At 69.9% G+C, this 23101-nt stretch carries 18 protein-coding genes; 14 read left to right on the forward strand and 4 right to left on the reverse strand.

Features of this window, described 5'->3' with window-relative positions; all coding sequences use genetic code 11:
* The first annotated feature begins 51 nt into the window (after window positions 1-51).
* Both ACIBCM_RS28205 and ACIBCM_RS28210 read left to right on the forward strand, forming a co-directional pair.
* Window positions 52-711: a histidine phosphatase family protein gene (locus tag ACIBCM_RS28205; protein WP_399247975.1), complete on the forward strand. Its 660-nt coding sequence runs from the start codon at window positions 52-54 to the stop codon at window positions 709-711.
* 12 nt (window positions 712-723) lie between these two features.
* Window positions 724-1629 (forward strand): ADP-ribosylglycohydrolase family protein, encoded by a 906-nt coding sequence (locus ACIBCM_RS28210; RefSeq protein WP_399247977.1) that lies wholly within the window; start codon window positions 724-726, stop codon window positions 1627-1629.
* Between the two features lie 269 nt (window positions 1630-1898).
* On the opposite strand, the gene ACIBCM_RS28215 is transcribed toward ACIBCM_RS28210, so the two are convergent.
* Entirely contained in the window at window positions 1899-3452 is a 1554-nt protein-coding gene (locus tag ACIBCM_RS28215) for an MFS transporter (protein WP_399247978.1), read from the reverse strand.
* 116 nt (window positions 3453-3568) lie between these two features.
* Here ACIBCM_RS28215 and ACIBCM_RS28220 point away from each other — a divergent pair, with 116 nt between their 5' ends.
* The 3 genes from ACIBCM_RS28220 (at window position 3569) to ACIBCM_RS28230 (ending at window position 5737) form a co-directional block, all read left to right on the forward strand.
* Window positions 3569-4195, forward strand: coding sequence for a TetR/AcrR family transcriptional regulator (locus tag ACIBCM_RS28220; RefSeq protein WP_399247981.1), 627 nt, complete (start codon window positions 3569-3571; stop codon window positions 4193-4195).
* Window positions 4196-4335: 140 nt separating this feature from the next.
* Window positions 4336-5037: a ribonuclease HII gene (locus ACIBCM_RS28225; RefSeq protein ID WP_399247983.1), complete on the forward strand. Its 702-nt coding sequence runs from the start codon at window positions 4336-4338 to the stop codon at window positions 5035-5037.
* 82 nt (window positions 5038-5119) lie between these two features.
* The gene (locus ACIBCM_RS28230) at window positions 5120-5737 is read left to right on the forward strand and encodes a hypothetical protein (protein WP_399247985.1); all 618 of its coding nucleotides are present in this window, start codon (window positions 5120-5122) and stop codon (window positions 5735-5737) included.
* A 289-nt stretch (window positions 5738-6026) separates the two neighbouring features.
* Here the strand turns inward: ACIBCM_RS28230 and ACIBCM_RS28235 are convergent, their stop codons facing one another.
* On the reverse strand, window positions 6027-6644 hold the full coding sequence (locus tag ACIBCM_RS28235) for a hypothetical protein (protein ID WP_399247987.1): 618 nt from the start codon (window positions 6642-6644) through the stop codon (window positions 6027-6029).
* Between the two features lie 230 nt (window positions 6645-6874).
* Entirely contained in the window at window positions 6875-9055 is a 2181-nt protein-coding gene (locus ACIBCM_RS28240; RefSeq protein WP_399247989.1) for a RecQ family ATP-dependent DNA helicase, read from the reverse strand.
* A 110-nt stretch (window positions 9056-9165) separates the two neighbouring features.
* Here ACIBCM_RS28240 and ACIBCM_RS28245 point away from each other — a divergent pair, with 110 nt between their 5' ends.
* From ACIBCM_RS28245 to ACIBCM_RS28270, 6 genes are all read left to right on the forward strand, one after another.
* A complete protein-coding gene (locus tag ACIBCM_RS28245) occupies window positions 9166-10677 on the forward strand; it encodes a DUF4192 domain-containing protein (RefSeq protein WP_399247991.1) in 1512 nt (503 codons plus the stop codon).
* 200 nt (window positions 10678-10877) lie between these two features.
* Window positions 10878-11642 carry an NUDIX domain-containing protein gene (locus ACIBCM_RS28250; RefSeq protein ID WP_399247993.1) on the forward strand — a complete coding sequence of 255 codons (765 nt, stop codon included), beginning with the start codon at window positions 10878-10880 and terminating at the stop codon, window positions 11640-11642.
* Window positions 11643-11973: 331 nt separating this feature from the next.
* Window positions 11974-13782 (forward strand): ATP-binding cassette domain-containing protein, encoded by a 1809-nt coding sequence (locus ACIBCM_RS28255; protein WP_399247994.1) that lies wholly within the window; start codon window positions 11974-11976, stop codon window positions 13780-13782.
* A gap of 212 nt (window positions 13783-13994) precedes the next feature.
* A complete protein-coding gene (locus tag ACIBCM_RS28260) occupies window positions 13995-14879 on the forward strand; it encodes a FadR/GntR family transcriptional regulator (RefSeq protein WP_399247996.1) in 885 nt (294 codons plus the stop codon).
* A 343-nt stretch (window positions 14880-15222) separates the two neighbouring features.
* Complete coding sequence (locus ACIBCM_RS28265) at window positions 15223-16782, forward strand: RNA polymerase sigma factor (RefSeq protein WP_399247997.1); 1560 nt, start codon at window positions 15223-15225, stop codon at window positions 16780-16782.
* A gap of 180 nt (window positions 16783-16962) precedes the next feature.
* On the forward strand, window positions 16963-17778 hold the full coding sequence (locus ACIBCM_RS28270; RefSeq protein ID WP_399247999.1) for a S1 family serine peptidase: 816 nt from the start codon (window positions 16963-16965) through the stop codon (window positions 17776-17778).
* Between the two features lie 316 nt (window positions 17779-18094).
* On the opposite strand, the gene ACIBCM_RS28275 is transcribed toward ACIBCM_RS28270, so the two are convergent.
* The gene (locus tag ACIBCM_RS28275) at window positions 18095-18325 is read right to left on the reverse strand and encodes a hypothetical protein (protein ID WP_250918724.1); all 231 of its coding nucleotides are present in this window, start codon (window positions 18323-18325) and stop codon (window positions 18095-18097) included.
* Window positions 18326-18758: 433 nt separating this feature from the next.
* Between ACIBCM_RS28275 and ACIBCM_RS28280 the strand changes: the two genes are divergently transcribed.
* The 3 genes from ACIBCM_RS28280 to ACIBCM_RS28290 all read left to right on the forward strand — a co-directional run bounded on the left by ACIBCM_RS28280 (window position 18759) and on the right by ACIBCM_RS28290 (window position 23084).
* Window positions 18759-20873 carry a type IIA DNA topoisomerase subunit B gene (locus ACIBCM_RS28280; protein WP_399248002.1) on the forward strand — a complete coding sequence of 705 codons (2115 nt, stop codon included), beginning with the start codon at window positions 18759-18761 and terminating at the stop codon, window positions 20871-20873.
* A gap of 163 nt (window positions 20874-21036) precedes the next feature.
* Window positions 21037-22197, forward strand: a complete 1161-nt coding sequence (locus ACIBCM_RS28285) for a sensor histidine kinase (RefSeq protein WP_399248004.1) — start codon at window positions 21037-21039, stop codon at window positions 22195-22197.
* A gap of 233 nt (window positions 22198-22430) precedes the next feature.
* Window positions 22431-23084, forward strand: a complete 654-nt coding sequence (locus ACIBCM_RS28290) for a response regulator (RefSeq protein WP_399248006.1) — start codon at window positions 22431-22433, stop codon at window positions 23082-23084.
* Window positions 23085-23101: the final 17 nt, after the last annotated feature.

Consider the following 23101-nt stretch of genomic DNA (forward strand, 5'->3'; position numbering starts at 1 on the left):
AGGGCGTGCTTGGGTCGCCCGTCCGGATGCGGCTCGATCTAGGGTCGAGGTATGGCAAGACCGCGACGCATCGTTCTCGTCCGGCACGGGGAGTCGGAGGGGAACGCCGACAACACCGTGTACGAGCGGGAGCCCGACCATGCCCTGAGACTCACCGGCACCGGGCGAGCCCAGGCCGAGCAGGCCGGGGCGCGGCTGCGCGAGCTGTTCGGGCAGGAGCGTGTCAGTGTCTATGTCTCTCCCTACCGGCGAACCCACGACACCTTCCGGGCCTTCGGTCTCGATCCCGGGCTCGTACGGGTACGGGAGGAGCCTCGCCTGCGTGAGCAGGACTGGGGAAACTGGCAGGACAAGAACGACGTGGAGCTGCAGAAGACGTACCGCGACGCCTACGGGCATTTCTTCTACCGCTTCGCCCAGGGGGAGTCCGGAGCCGATGTGTACGACAGGGTCGGGGCTTTCCTGGAAACCCTCCACCGGAGCTTCGCGTCGCCCGACCATCCGCCGAATGTGCTGCTGGTGACCCATGGACTGACCATGCGGCTGTTCTGTATGCGCTGGTTCCACTGGACGGTCGCGGACTTCGAGTCGCTCTCCAACCCGGGCAACGGGGAGATCCGGGTGCTGGAACTCGGTGAGGACGGGCGCTACACCCTTGACCGGCCGTTCGATCGCTGGCGCACCCCCGAACCGTACGACGTCACCGGATAGAGTGGCATGAAGATGACCGACTCCACTCTCGACCGGCGCTTCGAACGCGCCCTGGGTAGCCTGCGGGGACTGTCCGTGGGAGACGCCTTGGGCTCCCAGTTCTTCGTACCGTCGAATTACCCCCTTCTGAAGCGGCGTGAGCTGCCGACGGGCACCTGGCAGTGGACCGACGACACCGAAATGGCCTGCTCTGTGCTGGCCGTGCTGGCTGATCACGGCCGGGTGGACCAGGACGCGCTGGCCCGTTCGTTCGCCGACCACCACGACTTCGATCGCGGTTACGGCCCTGCGGTCAACCGTATGCTCAGACTGGTCAGGGAAGGGGGCGACTGGCGAGAACTCGCCGCGGGACTCTTCCAGGGGCAGGGTTCCTGGGGCAATGGCTCCGCGATGCGCATCGCCCCTCTCGGTGCCTGGTACGCCGATGACCCCGAGCAGGCCACGCATCAGGCCGAGATCTCCTCGTACACCACGCATCAGCACCGCGAGGCCGTGGTGGGCGCGATGGCGGTGGCGGCCGCGGCCGCGTTGGCCGCCGCTTCGGCGGGCCCGCCGGGACCGCGCGAGCTGCTCGACGGTGTCATCGCGCTCGTGCCGCGCAGTGCCGTGGGTGCCGGGCTCCGGCGGGCGCGGGACATGCTCGACTACGACGACGCGGGAACCGTCGCCGCCGTACTGGGCAGTGGTCGGCGGACGAGCGCCCACGACACGGTGCCGTTCGCGCTGTGGTCGGCGGCCAGGGCGCTCGACGGCTTCGAGCGTGGCTTCTGGACGACCGCGCAGGTGGGCGGGGATGTCGACACCACCTGTGCCATCGCCTGCGGAGTGATCGCGGCGGGCCAGGCGGGTGGGCCTCCGGCTCAGTGGCTGGAGCGGACCGAGGACTTGCCGGCCTGGTTGCGGCGGGACAGGTACTGACCGGAGGCGGACGTACGGCCTCACGCGCGCATAGCAGGAGCCTCGTTCCTATCCGGTGCGGCGGATACGCGGCCCGGGATCAGCCATGCATGGGCGTTCCGCTCGCCGCGGTCTCCCGGCCCGCCGGACCGTGGGGAAGGCGCCGGCCCGACCCTCAGGGTCTCCGGCGGCCCCTGCGGGTGACCCGGAACCCGGATGGGGCCCGACCCCACCTGCGCGTACAGCGCGAGTAAGGGCCGGGCCTTTGGTATACGGCCCTTACCGCCGAGTCAGGCGACGTGACCACCGGGCCCGGATCCGCCGCTGAGCGCGTCGAGGTCGCTCTTGCGGACGCGGATGACGAACAGGGCCGTGACGACGGCGAGGCCGACGAGCCCCACACCCGCCCAGAACGCGGTCGCGATGCCTTCTGCGAGCACCTGATGACCCCAGGGGGGTGGCAGTTGCTTCGTCTCGGAGAAGACGGCCTTCTGCGCCGGAGTCGATTCCGCGAGGAATGACGGGAGCTGCCGCTCCGTTTCCTCCCGGCCCGCGGTACTGAAGACGGTCATCAGAATCGACAGACCCAGGGAACCGCCGACCATCTGTGTAGCGTTGAGCAGACTGGAGGCGGCGCCCGATTCATGCTGGGCCACCCCCGAAACAGCCGTGAGTGTCGCCGTGACAAAGACCAGCCCCATACCGAAGCCGAAGAACAGCATCGGTCCCAGCACCCCGCCCACGTATGAGCTGTCGGGCTTCAAGGCGGTCAGCCAGGCCATGCCCACACCGGTGAGGGTGGCGCCGGACACCAGGAAAGGTTTGGGGCCCAGCACCGGGAGCAGCCGGGACGAGAGCCCGGCCGCGGTCACGATCATGGCTGTGACCGGCAGAAACGCAAGCCCGGAGCTGATGGGGCTGTAGCCGAGGACGTTTTGCACGAACAGCACGATGAAGAAGAACATGCCGAACATCGCCGCGGCGAGGCTCATCATGATCAGATAGGTGCCCGAGCGGTTGCGGTCGGCGAACATCCGCAGGGGGGTGATCGGCTCACGGGCCCCGCGTTCCACCAGGATGAAGGTGGTGAGCAGCCCCACGGCGAGGCCGAAGGAGGCCAGGGTGAGCCCGTCCCTCCAGCCGTCGTCCGCCGCGCGGACGAAGCCGTAGACCAGTGCTGCCATGCCCACGGTCGACGTCAGCGCGCCCACGATGTCGAACCGGCCCGAGTGGCGTTCGGACTCATTGATGAACATCGGCGCGAGGGCGGCGATCAGGATGCCGATCGGCAGGTTCACATAGAACACCCAGCGCCAGTCCAGCCACTCGGTGAGCATGCCGCCCGCCAGGAGCCCGATGGCGGCACCGCTGGCCGATACCGCGGCGAAGATACCGAAGGCGCGGTTGCGCTCCGGCCCTTCGCTGAAGGTCGTGGTGATCAGCGCGAGAGCCGTCGGCGACGCGATCGCTCCCCCGACGCCCTGGAGGGCGCGGGCCGCGAGCATCTGCCAGGGCTCCTGGGCTATGCCGCACAGCAGCGAGGCGAAGGTGAACAGCAGCACACCGAAGATGAAGACCCGGCGGCGGCCCAGGATGTCGCCCGCTCTGCCACCGAGCAGCAGGAGGCCGCCGAAGGTCAGGGTGTAGGCATTGACCACCCAGGACAGCTGGGTGGTGGTGAACTCCAGTGCTCCCTGGATATGAGGGAGGGCGATGTTCACGATGGTGGTGTCGAGGACCACCATGAGCTGGAGGGCGGCGATCACGGCGAGCGCGATACCGGGGCGCCCTTGTCTGCGAGCCGCCCCTGGTTTGCTGGTAGTTGTTAACTGAGAGGTTGTCACGGAACTCCCCACGCAATTTAGTGAACGAAGGCGTTCACTGCCCCGTCAACCGTAGGGAGTCCCCTTCAGTGAACGCAAGCGTTCACTGAAAATCCGTCCCCAACGGAGAGAAGGCGATGGTCAATTCGCGCTGGAAGGCCGCAGGTGAGAGTTCGCCGGCCGCGCCGCGCCGTCGAGGGCCGGTGCTGGAGCGTGCCATCCTCGACGCCGCACTGGAGCAACTGAGCACGGTCGGCTGGAACGGGCTCACCATGGAAGGTGTCGCGGCTCAGGCGCAGACCGGAAAGGCCGCCGTCTACCGGCGCTGGCCGTCCAAGAGCGACCTCGTCGCCGATGCTCTGCGGGCGGGGCTGCCGCCCTTGGACGAGGTCCCCGACCACGGGGCCATCCGCGAGGATCTCCTCCAGCTGTGCCGCCGGATGCGGGACTCGATGTACTCCCGGCCGGGATTCGCGCTTCGTTCGGTCCTTCACGAATGCGATACGTCCACGGCGGAGAAGTTCCAGACCGTGATCAGGCGCCAGGTGGTCGAACCCTCCATGAGGCTGTTCCGGGAGGTGGTCAGCCGTGGAATCGTGCGGGGTGATGTCCGCGCCGACGCCAGGGGCGACATGGTCTTCGAGGTGATTCCAGGTCTGATGCTGTACCGCTCAAAGGTGTGCGGCAGCGAATGGCCGGATCCCGAGATCGCCGAAATGATCGATCAGGTCCTGATTCCCCTCCTTGTGCCCCGTGAGGAGTGACTGCTCCCCGAATCGCGCCTTCGGCACCCGTTCCGGAACGTCGGGTTCCTTGGGCGCGGCCGCCCCGGGCGTCGCTGCCGAGCCCTGAGCGCAATCCGGTTGTCACAGGCAGGGGAGGGCGGCGTAACCTTGCTGGCGCCATGGCGTACGAACCACCCACACACAGAGTCGAGCGGTCGATCCGGGCGACCACCGGCGCCAAGATCATTGCCGGTGTCGACGAGGTCGGGCGTGGGGCATGGGCCGGTCCGGTCACGGTGTGCGCCGCGATCACCGGACTGCGCCGCCCTCCCACCGGGCTCACCGACTCCAAGCTCCTCACGCAGAAGCGCCGTGAGGAGCTTGTCGTCGAGCTGGAGCGATGGGTCACGGCGTACGCGCTGGGGCACGCCTCGCCCGAGGAGATCGACGAACTGGGGATGACCGCCGCGCTGCGGCTGGCTGCCTCCCGGGCGCTGGAAACCCTTCCCGTGCGCCCCGATGCCGTGATCCTGGACGGCAAGCACGACTACCTCGGTGGGCCCTGGCGCGTTCGTACGGTCATCAAGGGTGACCAGTCCTGTGTCGCGGTCGCCGCCGCCTCGGTGATCGCCAAGGTGCGCCGTGACGCGATGATGGCGGAACTGCCCGCCGAGTTCGCCGGCTATGCGTTCGCCACCAACGCCGGTTATCCCTCCCCTGTGCACAAAGCCGCCCTCGCCGAGCTGGGGCCCACCCCGTACCACCGGCTTTCCTGGGCCTACCTCGACGCACTGCCGAAGTGGCGGCATCTGAAGAAGATCCGGCTCCCCGCGGAGGCGGTAGCACTGGAGAGCGGGGGGCAGCTCGGCTTCGATTTCTGAACTGGCCCTGCCGACAGGGAAGTCGCGGTTATGTGCCCACCCGCCTATGCCGTTCGAACCCGCATTTGATAGACATCCACCCATGCCTCTCACCCCCGAGGAGCCTCAGATTCACGAGAGCGCCCAGGGTCCCCGCGCCACGCCGGCTGCCGGCCGTACCGCGCCGACCCCTCGTCCCGTACCTGGTCCGCGTTCCACCGCCACCCCGCGTCCCGGACAGCCGGGGCCCGGTGCGGCCCGGCCCGCGCCGCCGCAGCGTACGCACACCTCCGCCGGAAAGCCGCAGGCCGCCCGCCCGGAGAACCGTTCCCAGCCGCAGATCCAGCTGATCCCCGCTCCCGTGGACGGCGCGCTCGACGCCGCCGACGAGACGGTCGACCTGCTGCTCGACACAGGTCGGGCACCGAGTGACGTCCTCGTACTCACCACCGGTGAACGACATCCGTGGGCGGCCCATGAACTCTCCTTCGGGGAGGCCGCGTACTGGGCCCAGCACGATGCCGGCGACGATGTGTTCTACGCCGACGCCACCTCCGTGGACCGTGCTTCGTCCCGCCCCGTGGTCGTCGTCGCGCTCAACGGCGGTACCGACGACGAAGCGGCCCGTGTGCTGCCGACGGCGATGAGGAAGGCCGCCGCACTGCTGATCGTGTGCGGCGACCCCAAGCGGATCAACGCCCTGCTCGGCGCGGGCGTCTGACCCGTACAGGCACGCCGGACCGAGCCCGGCCATACGGCCGGGCGGCATCCGGATGTCCGGGGCGGTGGACAGCAGAGCACGGCACGGCGGGCGGTCCGTCCTGCCCGGGGGCCGCTGCCCCGTCCGGCAGGTACCGTGCCGCATTTCCGTTCGGTGTGGAGTGCGCGGGCGGGCACCTACCGGATCGGCGATGGGCGACCCGTCCCGGCCGGAGTGTTCCGGCCGGGGAGCGGTGGCTGCTACTTGCGTCCGGGCCGGCGGGGCACCTCCGGGCAGTGCCCGGAGGCGGTCAGCGCGCCGCCGAGCGGCGGAGGGCTTCCGGTGCGCCGCTGGCGGTACGGAGCTCCAGCGGCTCACTCACCACGGTGCCGACCAGATCACCCGGTGACGAGGTCGAGTTGGGACGGCGGCCGCCCCGCCCCTCGCCCAGTACCTGCCAGCCACCGCGTGTCAGCGTGATGTACGCCCCACAACGCAGCCCGTGCAGGGTGCAGGCGTCCCGCAGTCCCCACATCCAGGCGCCGTCCTCCTCTGTCCAGCGCTCGTCGCCTTCACGGCAGTAGAGCAGGACGGCCGTACGTACCGGAGTACGGCGGCGCAGATCGTGCGGGATCACACGGCGCAGATGAGCCAGCAGCGCATTCCGGAACTCCCAACCGTCCACGGGGGCGGAACGCCGGGCGAACGAGGCGCTGGCGGCAAGCCGTTCCTCGGGGTCGAGGACGGCGACGACAGCCGTCGCCGGCGTGGGCCTGTGCCGGGTGTGCAGCCCGCTGACCACCTCTCGGGGGTTGCGCAGCAGCGGGATCCCGGCAGCCGCCCACTCCGCGGGTTCGAGCATCCTGGCCAGGCGGTTGGCGGAGTTGGTCATCGAAGTGGCTGCGGACGAAGCGAATCCGAAGGTCACGTTCCTCCCTTCGCATACGCGCCCACAGTGCGGGCAGGGTCGGGTGAGGGCGCACCACGGCACAGCCCATGCGGATCGCAGACGGGCGGTGCGGGGAGCACTTCAATTCTTCCTGTCCGGTCCGATTGCGGCAACGAGCAATTCGATCCCACTGACAGGAATCGGGGGGTATGACTCTGATATCCCTGCCCATCAACTTCAACGGAGACCCCTTCCATGCGACCCTCGGGTCACGCCTGAACCGCCAGGACCAGGGGAAACACCCCCTTCGCGCCAGATCTGCGCAGCAAACGCGCCGCGACGGCCAAAGTCCAGCCGCTGTCGGACAGATCGTCGACCAGCAGCACGGAACCGTCCGCCCTGGTGAGGGCCTCGGCAAGATCGGCCGGTACCGTGAACGCCTCGTGCAGGGCGCGCACCCGCTGGGCGCTGTTCGTCCGTGAGGGCCGACCGTCCGGACTGCCGGAGGCGTACTCCACCGAACCCAGCAGAGGCATACGGCCGACCTCGGCGATCCGTGCGCCGAGTGAGGAGACCAGCCGGGGCCTGCCGCGGGACGCCACGGTGACCACTCCGACCGGCCGGGCGGGCGCGTCGGCCGCACCGGACGCCCAGCCGCCCGGTCCTCTGGCCCAGTCGGCGAGCACGGTCACCACCGCGCTGACCACTTCGTCCTGAACGGGACCGTCGGGCGCCTGGGGCGCCAGCAGTGGACGCAGCCGGTTGCCCCAGCCGATATCGGAGAGCCGCCCCAGCGCCCGGCCCGGGAACGCCTGTTCGCCTTCGGGAATACGGCCCTTGAGCGAGACACCGACGGCGGCCAGCCCGGTCGGCCACATCCTGCGGGGCTCCACCTCCACACCCGGCCTGCTCAGCTCCCCTCGCGCGGCGTCCAGCGCGGCGTCGGAGACCTTGTCGCTGAACCGGCTTCCCGCGCAGTTGTCACAGCGACCGCAGGGAGCGGCTTCCTCGTCGTCCAGCTGGCGGCGCAGGAACTCCATCCGGCACGCCGTCGACCGCGCGTACTCCCGCATCGCGTGCTGCTCGGACTCCCGTTGCCGGGCGACCCAGGCATACCGCTCGGAGTCGTACGACCAGGGCCGGCCCGTGGAGGTCCAGCCGCCCTTCACCCGGCGCACGGCGCCGTCCACGTCGAGGACTTTGAGCATGGTCTCCAGCCGCGTCCGCCGCAGCTCGACCAGGGGCTCCAAGGCGGGCAGGGAGAGCGGCCGGTCCGCCTGGGCGAGTACGTCGAGGGTGCGCCGTACGAGCCCCTCGGGAGGGAAGGCCACGGACGCGAAGTACTGCCAGATCGCCTCGTCCTCCTTGCCGGGCAGCAACAGCACCTCCGCGTGCTCCACTCCGCGGCCCGCACGGCCCACCTGCTGGTAGTAGGCGATGGGGGAGGAAGGGGAGCCGAGATGGACGACGAAGCCGAGGTCGGGCTTGTCGAAGCCCATCCCCAGTGCGGACGTGGCGACCAGGGCCTTGACACGGTTGGCGAGAAGGTCCTCCTCGGCCTGCTGGCGGTCAGCGTTCTCCGTGCGGCCGGTGTAGGAGGCGACCGTATGGCCGCACTGCCGCAGATACGCGGTGACCTCCTCGGCCGCGGCTACGGTCAGGGTGTAGATGATCCCGGAGCCCGGGAGCTCGCCGAGATGATCGGCCAGCCACGCGAGGCGGCTGGCCGTGTCGGGCAGCCGGAGCACCCCGAGGCTCAGGCTCTCGCGGTCGAGCGGCCCTCGCAGCACCAGCGCGTCGGTGCCCGCACCCGTGCCCAGCTGCTCGGCGACATCGGCCGTCACCCGGGCATTGGCCGTCGCGGTGGTCGCCAGCACCGGCACATCGGCGGGCAGATCCGTCAGCATGGTGCGCAGACGGCGGTAGTCCGGCCGGAAGTCATGCCCCCAGTCGGAGATGCAGTGTGCCTCGTCCACCACCAGCAGGCCCGTAGCGGCGGCCAGCTCGGGCAGCACCTGGTCGCGGAAGTCCGGATTGTTCAGCCGCTCGGGGCTGACCAGCAGGACATCGACCTCACCCGCGGCCACCTCCGCCCGGATCGTCTCCCACTCCTCCGGGTTGGACGAATTGATCGTCCTGGCGTGGATCCCGGCGCGGGCGGCGGCCTCCACCTGATTGCGCATGAGCGCGAGGAGCGGGGAGACGATCACGGTGGGACCACTGCCCTGCCTGCGCAGCAGCGAGGTCGCGACGAAGTACACGGCGGACTTGCCCCAGCCGGTCCGCTGCACGACCAGCGCGCGGCGCTTGTCGGCGACGAGTGCCTCGATCGCCCGCCACTGGTCCTCTCGCAGCCGGGCGGTGCCCGTGCCGTCCGAGACGAGGCGCGCGAGCACGGCGTCGGCCGAAGCCCTGAGATCCGCGGGAACTGCGTGGTCTGCGTTGGTCATGAGTTCATGCAACCCGATGGGACCGACAACGCGCGAACCAAGCCGCAAGCCTGTGGATAACTTGTCCACAGGGGGTCGCGGACCCGGTTCGGTCACGAGACCGTCATGCCATGGACAAGCACTACGAACCCATCGACCGTATTCACGAACCACAGATCACCCTGCGCGGCCCAGGCGAACTGGCCGACGCCCTGCCGTACATGTTCGGCTACCACCCGACCGATTCGGTCGTGATGGTCGCTCTGCACGGCAGCACCGGGCGCTTCGGAGGGCGAGTGCGGCTGGGCATTCCGCGTTCCTCCGGCGAATGGCCGCCCATCGCCCGCCAGCTCGCGGAGTCCCTGATCGAAGGCAGCCGGCGCTGTGGCTCGCGCCCGGACGGCATCGTTCTCTTCCTCTGCCAGGATCCGGGAGACGGTGAGACGAGCCGTCTCGTGATGGAGCGGCTGCGCCCCCTCGCGCAGGGGCTGCGAACCGCCTGCGGCGCACTCGATGTGCCCGTGTACGAGGCCCTGTGCATCTCCGACGGCCGCTTCTGGTCCTACTGCTGCCCCGACGAGAGGTGCTGCCCCCTGGAGGGAACCGCCCTGGTCACCCCCGGCACGTCCGTCATGGCGGCAGCCGCGGCCTACGCGGGGATCCAGGTGAGGGGATCCCTGCGGGCGATGGAGGCGCGGCTCGAACCGTGGACCACCTCGGCCGCCAGGGCCCAGGAGAAGGCGCTCGACAACGCGGCTGCGGCGATCGTGCCGAGGATCCTCGTCGGAGACGGGCGGCAGCAGGTCGCCGACGAGACGATCACCCTGGCCCTCGGGCTGCTGAGGCGCATTCAGGCGTCGCAGGCCGAACCCGGCCCGGCAGGGGCGGACGCGGTGGACGACGGGCTCATCACCGATGACGAGGCCGCGGCGGTGATTCTCGGGCTCCAGGACCGGGAGACCAGGGACCGCGCGGCGGAATGGATGGAGGGGCCGGAGGCCGCCCCCGCGCTGCGGCTGTGGAGGGCGCTGGCCCGTCGCTGCGTCCGTGCCTACGCCGAGCACGCCGCCCCGCTGCTCACCCTCGCGGGCTGGGTCGCGTGGTCGACCGGCGACGAACCGGCCGCCAGGGTCGCGATCGGGCTCGCCCTGCGCAAGGACCCCGACTATGTGTTCGCGCGTCTGCTCCACCAGGCGTGCAACGAGAACCTCGATCCGGAGTCGCTGCGCCAGTGCCTCCGCGGTGAGCGGGCTTCACGGACGGCGGACCGGTCGGCCGTATCCGCCCCGGCGCCACGGCTTGCCCCGCCCACCGAGCCCGCCCACCCCGGTGGGTCCAGGAGCCAGGGAGAGCCGGCGCAGTCCGGGATGTTCGCGGAGGCGGCCGCCTCCGCAGGGACACGGGAGAACCCCGGGGACGGGGAGGGCCGAGGGGCCGCGGAGACAGCGCCCGGGCATCGTCCGACCCCAACGGAGGCCGCAGTCTCTCGTCGACGTCCCGGTGCCCGGAGGGTCCGGCCGCCTGCCGGGAAGAAGACGGTCCGGCCTGCCGGGACGCGCCCCGGCAGGTCCGGGGGCAGCCGTGCCCGAGCGGCTGAGGAGTCGGGGAGCGGAGCTCACCGGGACGCCCCGGGCGACGGCTGAGAGCGGTGTTCGGGGGCCGTGGCACCGGGGCCGCCGGCACCGGCCGGGGAAGGTGGACACAGGCAGGGGACAGGCCGGACAGGGGGTGCGGACGGCCCCCGGGGAGGCCCCGGCGGTGACCCCGAGGAGGGCGGAAGGAAGAGTCAGCACCGGTATCGAAAGGAGTGTTTATCGTCAGGCAGACGACTATGATCGCGGGCATGTCTCCCTACGACCCGTCGGCCTTTCCCCCCTTCGCCGTAACCGTCGACCTGGTCGTGCTCACCGTGCGCCGTCACGCGCTCTGCGCACTGGTCGTACGCCGAGGAGAGCCGCCGTTCCAGGGGCTGTGGGCGTTGCCCGGTGGCTTTGTACGGGGAGACGAGGATCTGGCGGCCGCGGCGGCACGGGAGCTGGCCGAGGAGACCGGTCTGTACGCTCATGATCCCGCCTCTCCGGCCCCTGACGGCGCGGGTGCGCACCTTGAGCAGCTCGCTACCTACGGAGATCCCGGACGGGACCCCCGGATGAGGGTCGTCAGCGTCGCGCATCTGGTGCTGGCTCCCGATCTGCCGGCGCCGAGGGCGGGCGGCGACGCCAACAGCGCGCGCTGGGCGCCGGTCGCGGATCTGCTCGGTCAGGAAGGCGGGTTCGGCCGGGAGGGAGAGGCCACTCCCCTCGCCTTCGACCACGCGCGGATTCTGGTGGACGGGGTGGAGCGGGCCCGCTCCAAGATCGAGTACTCGTCGTTGGCCACGGCGTTCTGCCCGCCGGAGTTCACGGTCGGTGAGCTGCGGAGGGTCTACGAGGCGGTGTGGGGTGTGGTTCTCGACCCCAGGAACTTTCACCGGAAGGTGACCGGTACGCCCGGGTTCCTGGTACCGGCGGGCGGAACCACCACGCGTCAGGGAGGCCGGCCCGCCCAGCTCTTCCGGGCGGGCGGGGCCACCTTGCTCAATCCGCCGATGCTGCGCCCCGAGGTCTGACCGTTCCGCGGGACCGTCCGGTGTGACCGGACAGGCTTCGGCGTATCCGGCGCGCTCCGTGCATCGGGAGAACATCGGCCCGGACAGCCCCCGGCGAGCGCAAACCGACCGGCCTGACAGGTCAGGTCGGCCCCACCTGACTCCGTGGGAGGGGAGGGCGGGCCCGGGAGGGCATGGCGGGGACTTCGGGGACGTCATGGGGACCGGATGGCGGCCGGAGAGACACCCGTGCCCGTCCCGCTGCGCAAAAAGTCCGAAATGTCGCGTTATCTTGCTGGGGTGGCCGCCCTGCCGCCGAGCGGTCTCCCGTCCGCCCTACGCGAGAGAAGCGATGCTCCAGGCCATCGGACTGACCAGTGCCCCACGGCGGGACCTCCCGCCCGCCGTCGACGATCTCTCCTTCCAGGCCCGACCCGGACAGATCACCGCCCTGCTCGGGGCGGCCGGGGCGGGCAAGTCCACCGCGCTGCGCCTGATGCTGGACCTCGAACCCGGCCGGGGTGTGACGTACTTCCGGGGGAATCGCCTCCACCGCATCGCCCATCCCGCCCGGGAGGTCGGGGTCCTCCTCGGAGACGTACCGGGCCACCCCGCGCGGACGGTCCGGGGGCAGCTCCGGATGCTCTGCGCCGCCGAGGGCGTTCCCACGGGGCGCGCCGACGAGTTGATCGAGACCATGGGGCTGGCGGGCCTCCGCGACGAGCGGCTCGGCGTGCTCCCCCTGGCCATGGACCGCAGGCTCGGCGTCGCCACCGCGCTGCTCGGCGACCCCCAGGCGCTTGTCCTCGATGAGCCCTCGAAGGGACTCTCACCGCGTGAACGCGGCTGGCTGTACGGGTTGCTGCGGTCCCGTGCCGACAGTGGTGGAACGGTTCTCCTCACCACCGGTGACCCCAAGGAGGCGGCCCGTCTCGCGGACCGTGTCGTCACCCTCGACGCGGGCAGGCTCGTCGCCGATCAGGAGGCGTCGGAGTTCTCACGGACACGGCTGCGCCCCCGTGTCGCCGTGCGCACACCACACGCCGTGCGCCTCGCCGATCTCGTCCACCGGGAGGCACGCGCCGCACAGCGCTCGGTCGAGGTGGTCACGGAGGGTGGCGGACTGCTGTCCGTGTACGGCAGCACCTGCGCGGACGTGGGCGAAACGGCCTTCCGGCACGGAGTGCTCGTCCACCGGCTCACCGACGAGACAGGCGACACGGGCACCCCTCCGCCGTCGACCGGACGGTCATCGGCGGACGGCGGGGATCGCCGCCCGCCGGGCCCGGAACACCCAGCCGGAGGCGCGGAACACCGGGCCTTGGACCACGACGCCGCTGAACACCCGGCCGCAGAACACCCTGATCGCCTGTCCGGCCTCCGCCCCATGGCGGTCCCCCGGCGGCCGGTGCGCTACGAGCTGCGCCGGATCCTCGGGGTGCGTACGGCCGCGCTGATCGCGGTCGCCGCGGTGCTCACCTCCGTAACCGTCTCTCTTCTTCTGGCCCGTTCCGGGAGCACTCCGTTGCCGGTCGCCCTCGCCGCCTGGCCCGAGTTCCTTCCCCTGCCGCCCGCCGCCTTCTGCGCGGGGCTCATCGGGGCGCTCTCCTTCGGCGAGGAATTCCGCTATCCGGCGCTCGCCTCCGTGCGTGGAACCGTGCCGCGACGCCTCGGACTTCTGCTCGCCAAGCTTCTGGTGACGGGCGTCGCGGCACTGCTGATCGCCCTGCTCGTCGCCGTGGTGGACGCCCAGGCTCTGCGTCTCGCCTACGGAGGCGAGATGACGGAACTCCCCGGATACTGGCCCGCGCCGGCCGTCAGTTGGGGCGCCCTGTCGGTCGGCTGCGCCTGGGCCGGGCTGCTCGCGGCCGGAACCTTCCGGGTGACGGCGGCGGGAGTCGCCGCGGTCCTCGCCGTACCGGTCGTCGTCGCCCCCCTCGTACAGAAGGTGCTCGTCGTTCCATCGGCCCGGCCGGTAGCGGGACTTCCCGCGAGACTCCGCGAACTGGCGTGGGTGCGACTGCCGCATCAACTCGACGGCTGGCTGACCAGCGGGGCGCGACTCGTCGCCCAACCGGTCGGTGTGGCACTCATGTTGTCGTTGTCGGTTCTAATCTGCGCGTATGTGATGACAGCTCTTCGCCCCAAGGCGCGTCGGTGACCACGATCGATCGGAGTGCGGTGATTCGGTGGTGGTTGAGTAGTGAATCGCCGCTGATGTGACGGTGGCCTGTGGCGAGTGCGTCGCAGCTTTGGTGAAATGTCCGCTTCTATCCGATAAGTCGTCAATTGTGGGGGAAGCGCCGATCACCCTTTCGTGTGCTTTTCACCAAAGACCTCAAGGGTTGCGGGGGGTGAGCCGACAAAGGATGCGTGAGTACCCTTGCGCAGACCATGATGACCGCCCGCCCCGCAGACTCCGGCCTCGCCGGTCCGGGCGAACTCGACCGCTACCCCTACGGGGACGCGCCCGTCGCCGATCGCGTCGCCCCGCCCGCCTGGGACAGTGCCGACGCCGAACTCGGCCGGGTCAGCCGCCGCGCGGCGGGAAGCCGGGGCCGCGGGCTGCACGGACAACTCGTCCAGCAGCTCGGCCAGATGATCGTCTCGGGGGATCTGGGTGCCGACCGCCCGCTCGTTCCGGAGGAGATCGGCCAGCGCTTCGAGGTCTCCCGCACCGTCGTACGCGAGTCGCTGCGTGTCCTGGAGGCCAAAGGCCTGGTCAGCGCCCGGCCCAATGTCGGCACCCGGGTCCGCCCGGTCAGCGACTGGAATCTGCTGGACCCCGACATCATCGAGTGGCGTGCCTTCGGCCCCCAGCGCGACGACCAGCGCCGGGAGCTGTGCGAGCTGCGCTGGACCATCGAGCCCCTCGCCGCCCGCCTCGCCGCCGGTCACGGCCGTGAGGACATCCAGCAGCGGATCGGCGACATGGTCGAGATCATGGGCCACGCGCTCGCTCAGGGTGACGGGATCACCTTCTCCCGTGCCGACACGGAGTTCCACAACCTGCTCATCCAGCTCGCGGGCAACCGCATGCTGGAGCACCTCTCCGGGATCGTCTCCTCCGCCCTCCAGGTTTCCGGAGGGCCGGTCACGGGCTGTGACCGGCCGAACGAGGTCTCTCTGTCCCACCACGCGCGGATCGTCGACGCCCTCGCGACCGGCGACTCCCACGCCGCCGAATCCGCCATGCGCCAACTGCTCACCGTCCACCCGGAGGTGGAGCGCGTCGTTCCCGCGCCGCGCGAGCACTGACCGTCCGGCCGCTGGGCCGGGCTGGCGGAGGTGTACACATCATCGTGTCGCCGGATTCCACGGGTCCGGCGGCACGATTGTATGTTGAATGTCCGTCTTGATTGATTTGTCGAGAATGTCGTGTGACTCGGGCCACGCGGATTGGGCGTAACACTCGTCGAAACAGCGCGATGACCTAAGAGGTGACCACCGAGGAGGGAATACAGCTGCCGTTCACGGCGCTGTGCAGTTCCTGGGTAGGTACCGCCCGCGCCACCGGCACATCCGCAGCCCGGTGGTCGTCGGCTCCGGCCCGATCATGGGTGGAGCCGGAAGCCGTTTCCATCGTTCCGAGAGGTTGTTCGTGTCGGCCAGCACATCCCGTACGCTCCCGCCGGAGATCGCCGAGTCCGAGTCTGTGATGGCGCTCATCGAACGGGGAAAGGCTGATGGGCAGATCGCCGGCGATGACGTGCGTCGGGCCTTCGAGGCTGACCAGATTCCGCCAACCCAGTGGAAGAATGTTCTGCGCAGCCTCAACCAGATCCTCGAGGAAGAGGGTGTGACGCTGATGGTCAGTGCCGCGGAGTCGCCGAAACGCTCGCGCAAGAGCGTCGCTGCGAAGAGCCCGGCAAAGCGCACCGCCACCAAGACCGTCGCGGCCAAGACGACCGCGGCGAAGACCGTCGCGGCCACCGCGGCGCCGACGGCCGAGACCGTCGACGTACAGGCCGGCGAAGAGGTCGCGGCGACCGCGCCTGCCAAGAAGACGGCGGCCAAGAAGACCGCCGCCAAGAAGTCGACGGCGAAGAAGACCGCCGCCAAGAAGACCGTGGCCAAGAAGGCCACGTCCAAGAAGGACGCCGACGAGCCCGCCGAGGGCGAAGAGCTGCTCGACGACGTCCAGCCCGGTGGCAAGGGCGACGACGAAGAGGCCGAGGGCGAGAGCAAGGGCTTCGTCCTGTCCGACGAGGACGAGGACGACGCGCCCGCCCAGCAGGTCGCGGTCGCCGGAGCCACGGCCGACCCGGTCAAGGACTACCTCAAGCAGATCGGAAAGGTCCCCCTCCTCAACGCCGAGCAGGAGGTGGAGCTGGCCAAGCGCATCGAGGCCGGCCTGTTCGCCGAGGACAAGCTGGCGAACTCCGACAAGCTGGCCCCGAAGCTCAAGCGCGAGCTGGAGATCATCGCCGAGGACGGCCGCCGCGCCAAGAACCACCTGCTGGAGGCCAACCTCCGGCTCGTGGTCTCGCTGGCCAAGCGCTACACCGGCCGCGGCATGCTCTTCCTGGACCTGATCCAGGAGGGCAACCTCGGGCTGATCCGCGCGGTCGAGAAGTTCGACTACACCAAGGGCTACAAGTTCTCCACGTACGCCACCTGGTGGATCCGTCAGGCGATCACCCGCGCCATGGCCGACCAGGCCCGCACCATCCGTATCCCGGTGCACATGGTCGAGGTCATCAACAAGCTCGCCCGTGTGCAGCGCCAGATGCTCCAGGACCTGGGCCGTGAACCCACCCCGGAGGAGCTGGCGAAGGAACTGGACATGACCCCCGAGAAGGTCATCGAGGTCCAGAAGTACGGCCGTGAGCCGATCTCCCTGCACACCCCGCTGGGCGAGGACGGCGACAGCGAGTTCGGCGATCTGATCGAGGACTCCGAGGCCGTCGTGCCGGCCGACGCGGTGAGCTTCACGCTCCTCCAGGAGCAGCTGCACTCCGTGCTCGACACCCTGTCCGAGCGTGAGGCGGGCGTGGTCTCCATGCGCTTCGGCCTCACCGACGGCCAGCCGAAGACCCTGGACGAGATCGGCAAGGTCTACGGCGTCACGCGTGAGCGCATCCGTCAGATCGAGTCCAAGACGATGTCCAAACTGCGCCACCCGTCGCGCTCGCAGGTCCTGCGCGACTACCTGGACTAGAGGATCAGGACCGGAACGTCGGATCGTCCGCCGTGGGGTCCGTCCGAGATCACCACGGTGGGGGGCCTGGAACCCGTGCGGGTTCCAGGCCCCCCACCGTCTCAGGAGTATCCGGGGTGCGGACGGGGGCGTCCTGGCTGACGCTGAGTTGACGCCGTTCACGCAGAGTCAGGAGACCACATGCGCCCCCCCGTCGTCCGAGCCCTGACCGGGGCGCTGGCCCTGGTCACCGCGGGAGCCGTGGCACCGCTGGCCTCCTCACCGCAGGCAGCCGCCGACAGTGTGGTCGTCGGGGGCTTTCCCGTGCATGTCGCCGATACGCCGTGGGTCGTCGCGCTCGCCAGCCGTGACCGGTTCGGGGGAACGCGCGCGGGCCAGTTCTGCGGCGGGGTGGTCGTCGCGCCCACCCAGGTGATGACCGCGGCCCACTGCCTCAGCCGGACCGTGCTCGGCGGGGAGGTGTCAGAAGTCCGGGATCTGCGGGTTATCGCGGGGCGTACGGAGCTGGTCGCGGCGGAGGGGCGGGAGATCCCCGTTACCGGCACCTGGATCTCACCGGCGTACGACCCGGAGACGAACAGTTCGGACATGGCGGTGCTCACGCTCGCCGAGGCGCTTCCCGCGTCATCCGTGATCGCCACCGCGGCGGCCGGGGACCCGGCGTACACCCCCGGCACGGGCGCCACCGTCTACGGCTGGGGCGATACGGAGGGCGACGGCAGCTATGCCTCGGCACTGCGCGCGGCCGAGGTGAGTGTGCTGCCGGACCAGACCTGTGAAAGGGCCTACCCAGGGGGCCTGGGCGGCCGCTACACGGCCTCAACGATGCTCTGTGCCGGAGACCCCCAGGGAGGTCGTGACGCCTGCCAGGGGGACAGCGGAGGGCCGCTGGTGGCCCAGGGGAAGCTCATCGGTCTGGTCTCCTGGGGCAGCGGCTGCGGCCGGGCGGACAGTCCGGGGGTCTACACACGGGTGTCCGGGGTGCCGCGGCCCTGAAGGACGGCCGGGAGAGGACCGTACCGGGAGCGGGGCGTCCAGGACGGGGCCCATCGTCCCCGTGGACGCGTTCACGCGCCGCCGAGGCCGTGCTCTCTCCACTCCGGCCGCGGTTCGGGCTGTCCCGTCCCGAGCCGACCTGCCTTGACAGGAGGACGCTCCGGCTCCGAACGGACGATGGGTGACGAGGGCTGGGGCGGGTCTGCGAGGCCGGCGGGGCGGTCACCGGACGAGAGCGGGCGGTCACCCGTGGAGCTCAGGGTGCCGCCCGTCGGCCGGTCGCGGACCGGCCTTGGCTCGTCGTGGATGCGAGGTGTCAGTGATCCTCTTCTCCGGCACCGGCCGGTACGGCCGTGAGTCGGTCGGTCTCATCCTGTATTTCCGCGGCGATCTTCTTGAGTTCCGGCTCGAACTTGCGCCCGTGGTGGGCACAGAAGAGCAGTTCACCACCGCTGGTCAGGACGACGCGCAGGTACGCCTGGGCGCCGCAGCGGTCGCAGCGGTCAGCGGCCGTCAGCGGGCTCGCGGGGGTCAGAACAGTAGTCACGTCGCCTCTTCTCTAGCTCGACGAGCTGTCGTACCAGGGTCAACATCCAACCAGCCCGAAAACGTTCCCGCTCGGGGCTTTTCCTCGAAACTTCTTCTCAAGGCGGCTGTCTGCTACCAGGTGGCGGCGAATGAGCCGTATTGCTTCGCTTTACGGATTTCGCGTTGCTTGTCTCGTTTGGCCCTCCCGGCTGGGTTGCCGGTTGTTCATGAGGACGTGCCCGGAGCCTAAATGGTTCATGCCTCGATTGGAACGTGATGTTCACGTCACCCCATCGAGGGATCGAACATGTATGCGATGCTGGACTAGCATGAGGAATCACGAGGGTGGCGTTACATCGGCTCTATCAGGGCTCGGTACGCTCTGACCGGCGACCGACGCCGGGCCACTACCCCTCAGGGCCACATGTGAAATTCAGCGAGGAGCGAACCGCGTGACCGCCGAAACGTCCGTGCCGTCCACAGCGCTGCTGACCGCGGAGCGTGACGGCTCCAACTACACAGCGCGGCACCTGCTCGTCCTCGAAGGCCTCGAAGCGGTCCGCAAGCGCCCCGGCATGTACATCGGGTCGACCGACAGCCGCGGTCTGATGCACTGCCTGTGGGAGATCATCGACAACTCGGTCGACGAGGCCCTCGGCGGCTACTGCGACCACATCGAGGTCATCCTCCACGAGGACGGCTCCGTCGAGGTGCAGGACAACGGGCGGGGCATCCCCGTCGACGTGGAGCCCAAGACCGGCCTCTCCGGCGTCGAGGTCGTCATGACCAAGCTCCACGCGGGAGGCAAGTTCGGCGGCGGCTCGTACGCGGCCTCCGGCGGTCTCCACGGTGTCGGCGCTTCGGTCGTGAACGCGCTGTCGGCCCGCCTCGACGTCGAGGTCGACCGAGGCGTCACCCACTCGATCAGCTTCCGGCGCGGGGTGCCCGGCATCTTCACCGAGCAGGGCCCCGACGCGCCCTTCGACCCGGCGAACGGGCTGCTGAAGGGCAAGCGCGTTCCCAAGACCCGCACCGGCACCCGGGTGCGCTACTGGGCGGACCGCCAGATCTTCCTCAAGGACGCCAGGCTCTCCCTGGAGACCCTGCACCAGCGCGCCCGCCAGACCGCTTTCCTGGTGCCCGGCCTGACCATCGTGGTGCGCGACGAGCGGGATCTGGCCGGCGAGGGCAAGAGCCAGGAGATCTTCCGCTTCGACGGGGGCATCAGCGAGTTCTGCGAGTATCTGGCGCAGGACAAGGCCGTCTGCGATGTGCTGCGCCTCACCGGACAGGGGGTCTTCAAGGAGACCGTCCCCGTGCTGGACGACCGGGGGCACATGACCCCCACCGAGGTCACCCGTGAGCTGGGTGTCGATATCGCGCTGCGCTGGGGTACGGGCTACGACAGCACGGTCAAGTCGTTCGTGAACATCATCGCCACCCCCAAGGGCGGTACGCACATCACCGGCTTCGAGCGTTCCGTCACCAAGACGATGAACGAGGTGCTGCGCGCCTCGAAGCTGCTGCGGGTCGCCGAGGACGACATCATCAAGGACGACGCGCTGGAGGGCCTGACGGCGGTGGTCACCGTCCGCTTGGCCGAGCCTCAGTTCGAGGGGCAGACCAAGGAGGTGCTGGGCACCTCGGCGGCCAACAGGATCGTGGCCAATGTGGTGGCCCGGGAGCTGAAGGCGTTTCTGACCTCGACCAAGCGGGACGCCAAGGCGCAGGCGCGAGCCGTGCTGGAGAAGGCCGTCGCCGCCGCCCGTACGCGTATCGCCGCACGTCAGCACAAGGAGGCCCAGCGCCGGAAGACGGCCCTGGAGTCCTCGTCGCTGCCCGCCAAGCTCGCAGACTGCCGCAGTGACGACGTGGAGCGCAGTGAGCTGTTCATCGTCGAGGGCGACTCCGCGCTCGGCACCGCCAAGCTCGCGCGGAACAGCGAGTTCCAGGCACTGCTGCCGATCCGCGGGAAGATCCTGAACGTTCAGAAGTCGTCGGTCTCGGACATGCTGAAGAACGCCGAGTGCGGCGCGATCATCCAGGTGATAGGAGCCGGATCGGGCCGGACCTTCGACATCGACACCGCTCGCTACGGCAAGATCGTTCTCCTCGTCGACGCCGATGTCGACGGTGCTCACATCCGATGTCTGCTGCTGACGCTCTTCCAGCGCTATATGCGTCCGATGGTGGAGGCGGGGCGGGTCTTCGCGGCGGTGCCGCCACTGCACCGGATCGAGCTGGTCCAGCCCAAGAAGGGCCAGGACAAGTACGTGTACACATACTCCGACAACGAGCTGCGGCAGACCCTGCTGGAGTACCAGCGCAAGGGCGTCCGCTTCAAGGACTCCATCCAGCGCTACAAGGGCCTCGGGGAGATGGACGCCGACCAGCTGGCGGAGACCACGATGGACCCCCGCCACCGCACCCTGCGGCGGATCAACATCGGAGACCTGGAGTCCGCCGAGCAGATCTTCGACCTGCTCATGGGCAATGAGGTCGCGCCCCGCAAGGAGTTCATCACCAGCTCCGCCGCGACACTCGACCGCTCGCGTATCGACGCCTGATCGCCAAACCCGTCGTCGTTGCCGTCCTGCGGGTTCCCCGTACGTGGGTACCGGCTCCCGGGCGGGCACCCCACCCGGGGGTGGAGTAGGCGGCTCCACCCCTGACCCGATTCCGGGCCCGCCGTCCGGTCGGTAGCGTCGGGGTGGACGGAGGGGGCGGGACGTGCTGACCGGCAGATGGACCAAGTGGCCGACGAAGGAGTCGCTGTCGCGTATCGGCGTCCCGCGCAGCCGTATCGCCGTCGACATGGTGCTGCTGGGGGGCTTGGCCGGATGGGCCCTCTCCAGTGCGTATACATCCGATGTCTTCCCCGGGTGGCGCGCAGTGCTCCCGTTGCTGGGCCTGGTGATCAGTGTCGTCGCCGGGCTCGCGTACCAGCGCACGACGAGGGACAACCGGCTGTCCGCCTCCCTGGGCCTGCTCGCCGTCCTCGCCGTCCTGGGGTGGGTCGGTTACGGGGAGGGGGCGTCGGTTTCCGCGGCGGTGCTGTGGGTCACGGTCACCGCGCTCGCGGTGGAACGGCTACCGCTCGCCTGCGGTCTGGTCGTCGGATTCCTGATGGCCAGCAGTTTCTCGGTGATGCTGCACGATGTGCTGGGGACGGTGATCACCACCGCCGGGATGCTCCTCGGCGGCTACACACTGCGGCAGGACGCCGAGGGCAGGGGCGCGGGGTTCCGGCTGCTCGCACAGGAACGGGCCGCTCGGGCGGCCGAGGCTGTTTCCGCCGCCCTGGCGGAGCGGGCCCGTATAGCCCGGGAGATCCATGATGTGCTCGCCCACAGCCTCTCCGCACAGCTGGTGCATCTGGAAGCGGCGCGCATCCAGATCGAGCAAGGGCCCGAGGGGCCGTTCCGCGACCGGATCCTGGAACGGGTGGTGGCCGCTCGCGGCATGGCCCGCGAAGGGCTGGCGGAAACCCGGCAGGCGCTTTCCGCGCTGCGTGGAGAGATGGTTCCCGTAGAGGACTATCTGCGGGAGATCGCCGCCGAGGACGGAGCGGAGACGGTGGTTCAGGGGGAGCGGCGGACGCTGGCCGCCGAGGCGTCCCAGGCGGTACGCCGGGTGGCCCAGGAGGCGCTGACGAATGTGCGCAAGCACGCACCGGGCGCCAGGGTGCGGATGACATTCGTGTACGAGGAGGGCGAGGTCACCCTTGAGGTGAGGGACTGGGGCGCGACTGCTCCCAGTGGGGACTTGGCCGCGTCCGGCTCCGGGTACGGTCTGCTGGGGATGCGCGAGCGGGCCGAGCTGCTCGGCGGCACCCTGGAGGCGGGGCCGGAGGGAGAGGGCTTCATGGTGCGGCTGCGGGTGCCGGCATGAGCGAGCGGAGTGCCGATGCGGATACGGGGGCGAGCGCGGGCTCCGGTACCGGGACGGGCGGGGAGACGCGGAGGCTACCGGAGACGGGACCGGTCGCGGGGGAAGCGGGATTGGTGGCGGGGACGGGGGCGGGTTCGGTCGCGGGGACGGGGGCGGGTTCGGGAGCAGGTCGGGAGGCGGGCGCGACCGGCGGCGTCGGGGCGGGTACCGGTGAGACGGGCTCCGATGCGCGGGTGGTCGTCGCCGACGACCAGGCCGTCGTGCGCGAGGGCATCGTCATGCTCCTGGGGCTGCTGCCCGGCATCGAGGTGGTCGGATCCGCCAAGGACGGTGAGGAAGCCGTCGCCCTGGTCGCCGAACTCGCTCCCGATGTGGTCCTGATGGATCTGCGGATGCCGCGCTGCGACGGGGTGGAGGCGACCCGCCGGATCCGCGCCGAACACCCCGGTACCCAGGTGGTCGTGCTCACCACCTACGCGGACGACGACTCGCTCTTTCCCGCTCTTCGGGCGGGCGCGCGGGGCTATCTCACCAAGGACGCCGACGGCGGGGAGATCGTCCGGGCCATCCAGGACGTCGTCGCGGGCAGGGCCGGGCTGTCCCCCGTCGTCCAGCAAAGACTGCTCGAAAGGGTGGCCTCCACGCCCGAACCGGCGGCCGCACGGCTGCCCGACGGCCTCACCGGGCGGGAGGGCGAGGTGCTGGCGCTGATCGCGGACGGTCTCACCAACGCCGAGATCGCCCGCCGCCTCCATATCTCCACGGCCACGGTGAAGACCCATATCAACAATCTCTTCGCCAAGGCAGGGCTCCACGACCGGGCCCAGGCCGTGCGGTACGCCTATCGGAAGGGTCTCGCGCAGCCACCCGGGAGCAGCATCACCTGATGGGGTGAAGCCCGCTG

The sequence above is a fragment of the Streptomyces sp. NPDC051018 genome (assembly GCF_044456085.1).
Taxonomy (GTDB): Bacteria; Actinomycetota; Actinomycetes; order Streptomycetales; family Streptomycetaceae; genus Streptomyces.

Coding starts and splice junctions, on each gene's coding strand:
- ACIBCM_RS28230 (WP_399247985.1), top strand. CDS start 5,120: ATGCCTCTCACCCCCGAGGAGCCTCAGATTCACGAGAGCGCCCAGGGT.
- ACIBCM_RS28210 (WP_399247977.1), top strand. CDS start 724: ATGACCGACTCCACTCTCGACCGGCGCTTCGAACGCGCCCTGGGTAGC.
- ACIBCM_RS28220 (WP_399247981.1), top strand. CDS start 3,569: ATGGTCAATTCGCGCTGGAAGGCCGCAGGTGAGAGTTCGCCGGCCGCG.
- ACIBCM_RS28240 (WP_399247989.1), bottom strand. CDS start 9,055: ATGACCAACGCAGACCACGCAGTTCCCGCGGATCTCAGGGCTTCGGCC.
- ACIBCM_RS28245 (WP_399247991.1), top strand. CDS start 9,166: ATGGACAAGCACTACGAACCCATCGACCGTATTCACGAACCACAGATC.
- ACIBCM_RS28205 (WP_399247975.1), top strand. CDS start 52: ATGGCAAGACCGCGACGCATCGTTCTCGTCCGGCACGGGGAGTCGGAG.
- ACIBCM_RS28225 (WP_399247983.1), top strand. CDS start 4,336: ATGGCGTACGAACCACCCACACACAGAGTCGAGCGGTCGATCCGGGCG.
- ACIBCM_RS28270 (WP_399247999.1), top strand. CDS start 16,963: ATGCGCCCCCCCGTCGTCCGAGCCCTGACCGGGGCGCTGGCCCTGGTC.
- ACIBCM_RS28250 (WP_399247993.1), top strand. CDS start 10,878: ATGTCTCCCTACGACCCGTCGGCCTTTCCCCCCTTCGCCGTAACCGTC.
- ACIBCM_RS28255 (WP_399247994.1), top strand. CDS start 11,974: ATGCTCCAGGCCATCGGACTGACCAGTGCCCCACGGCGGGACCTCCCG.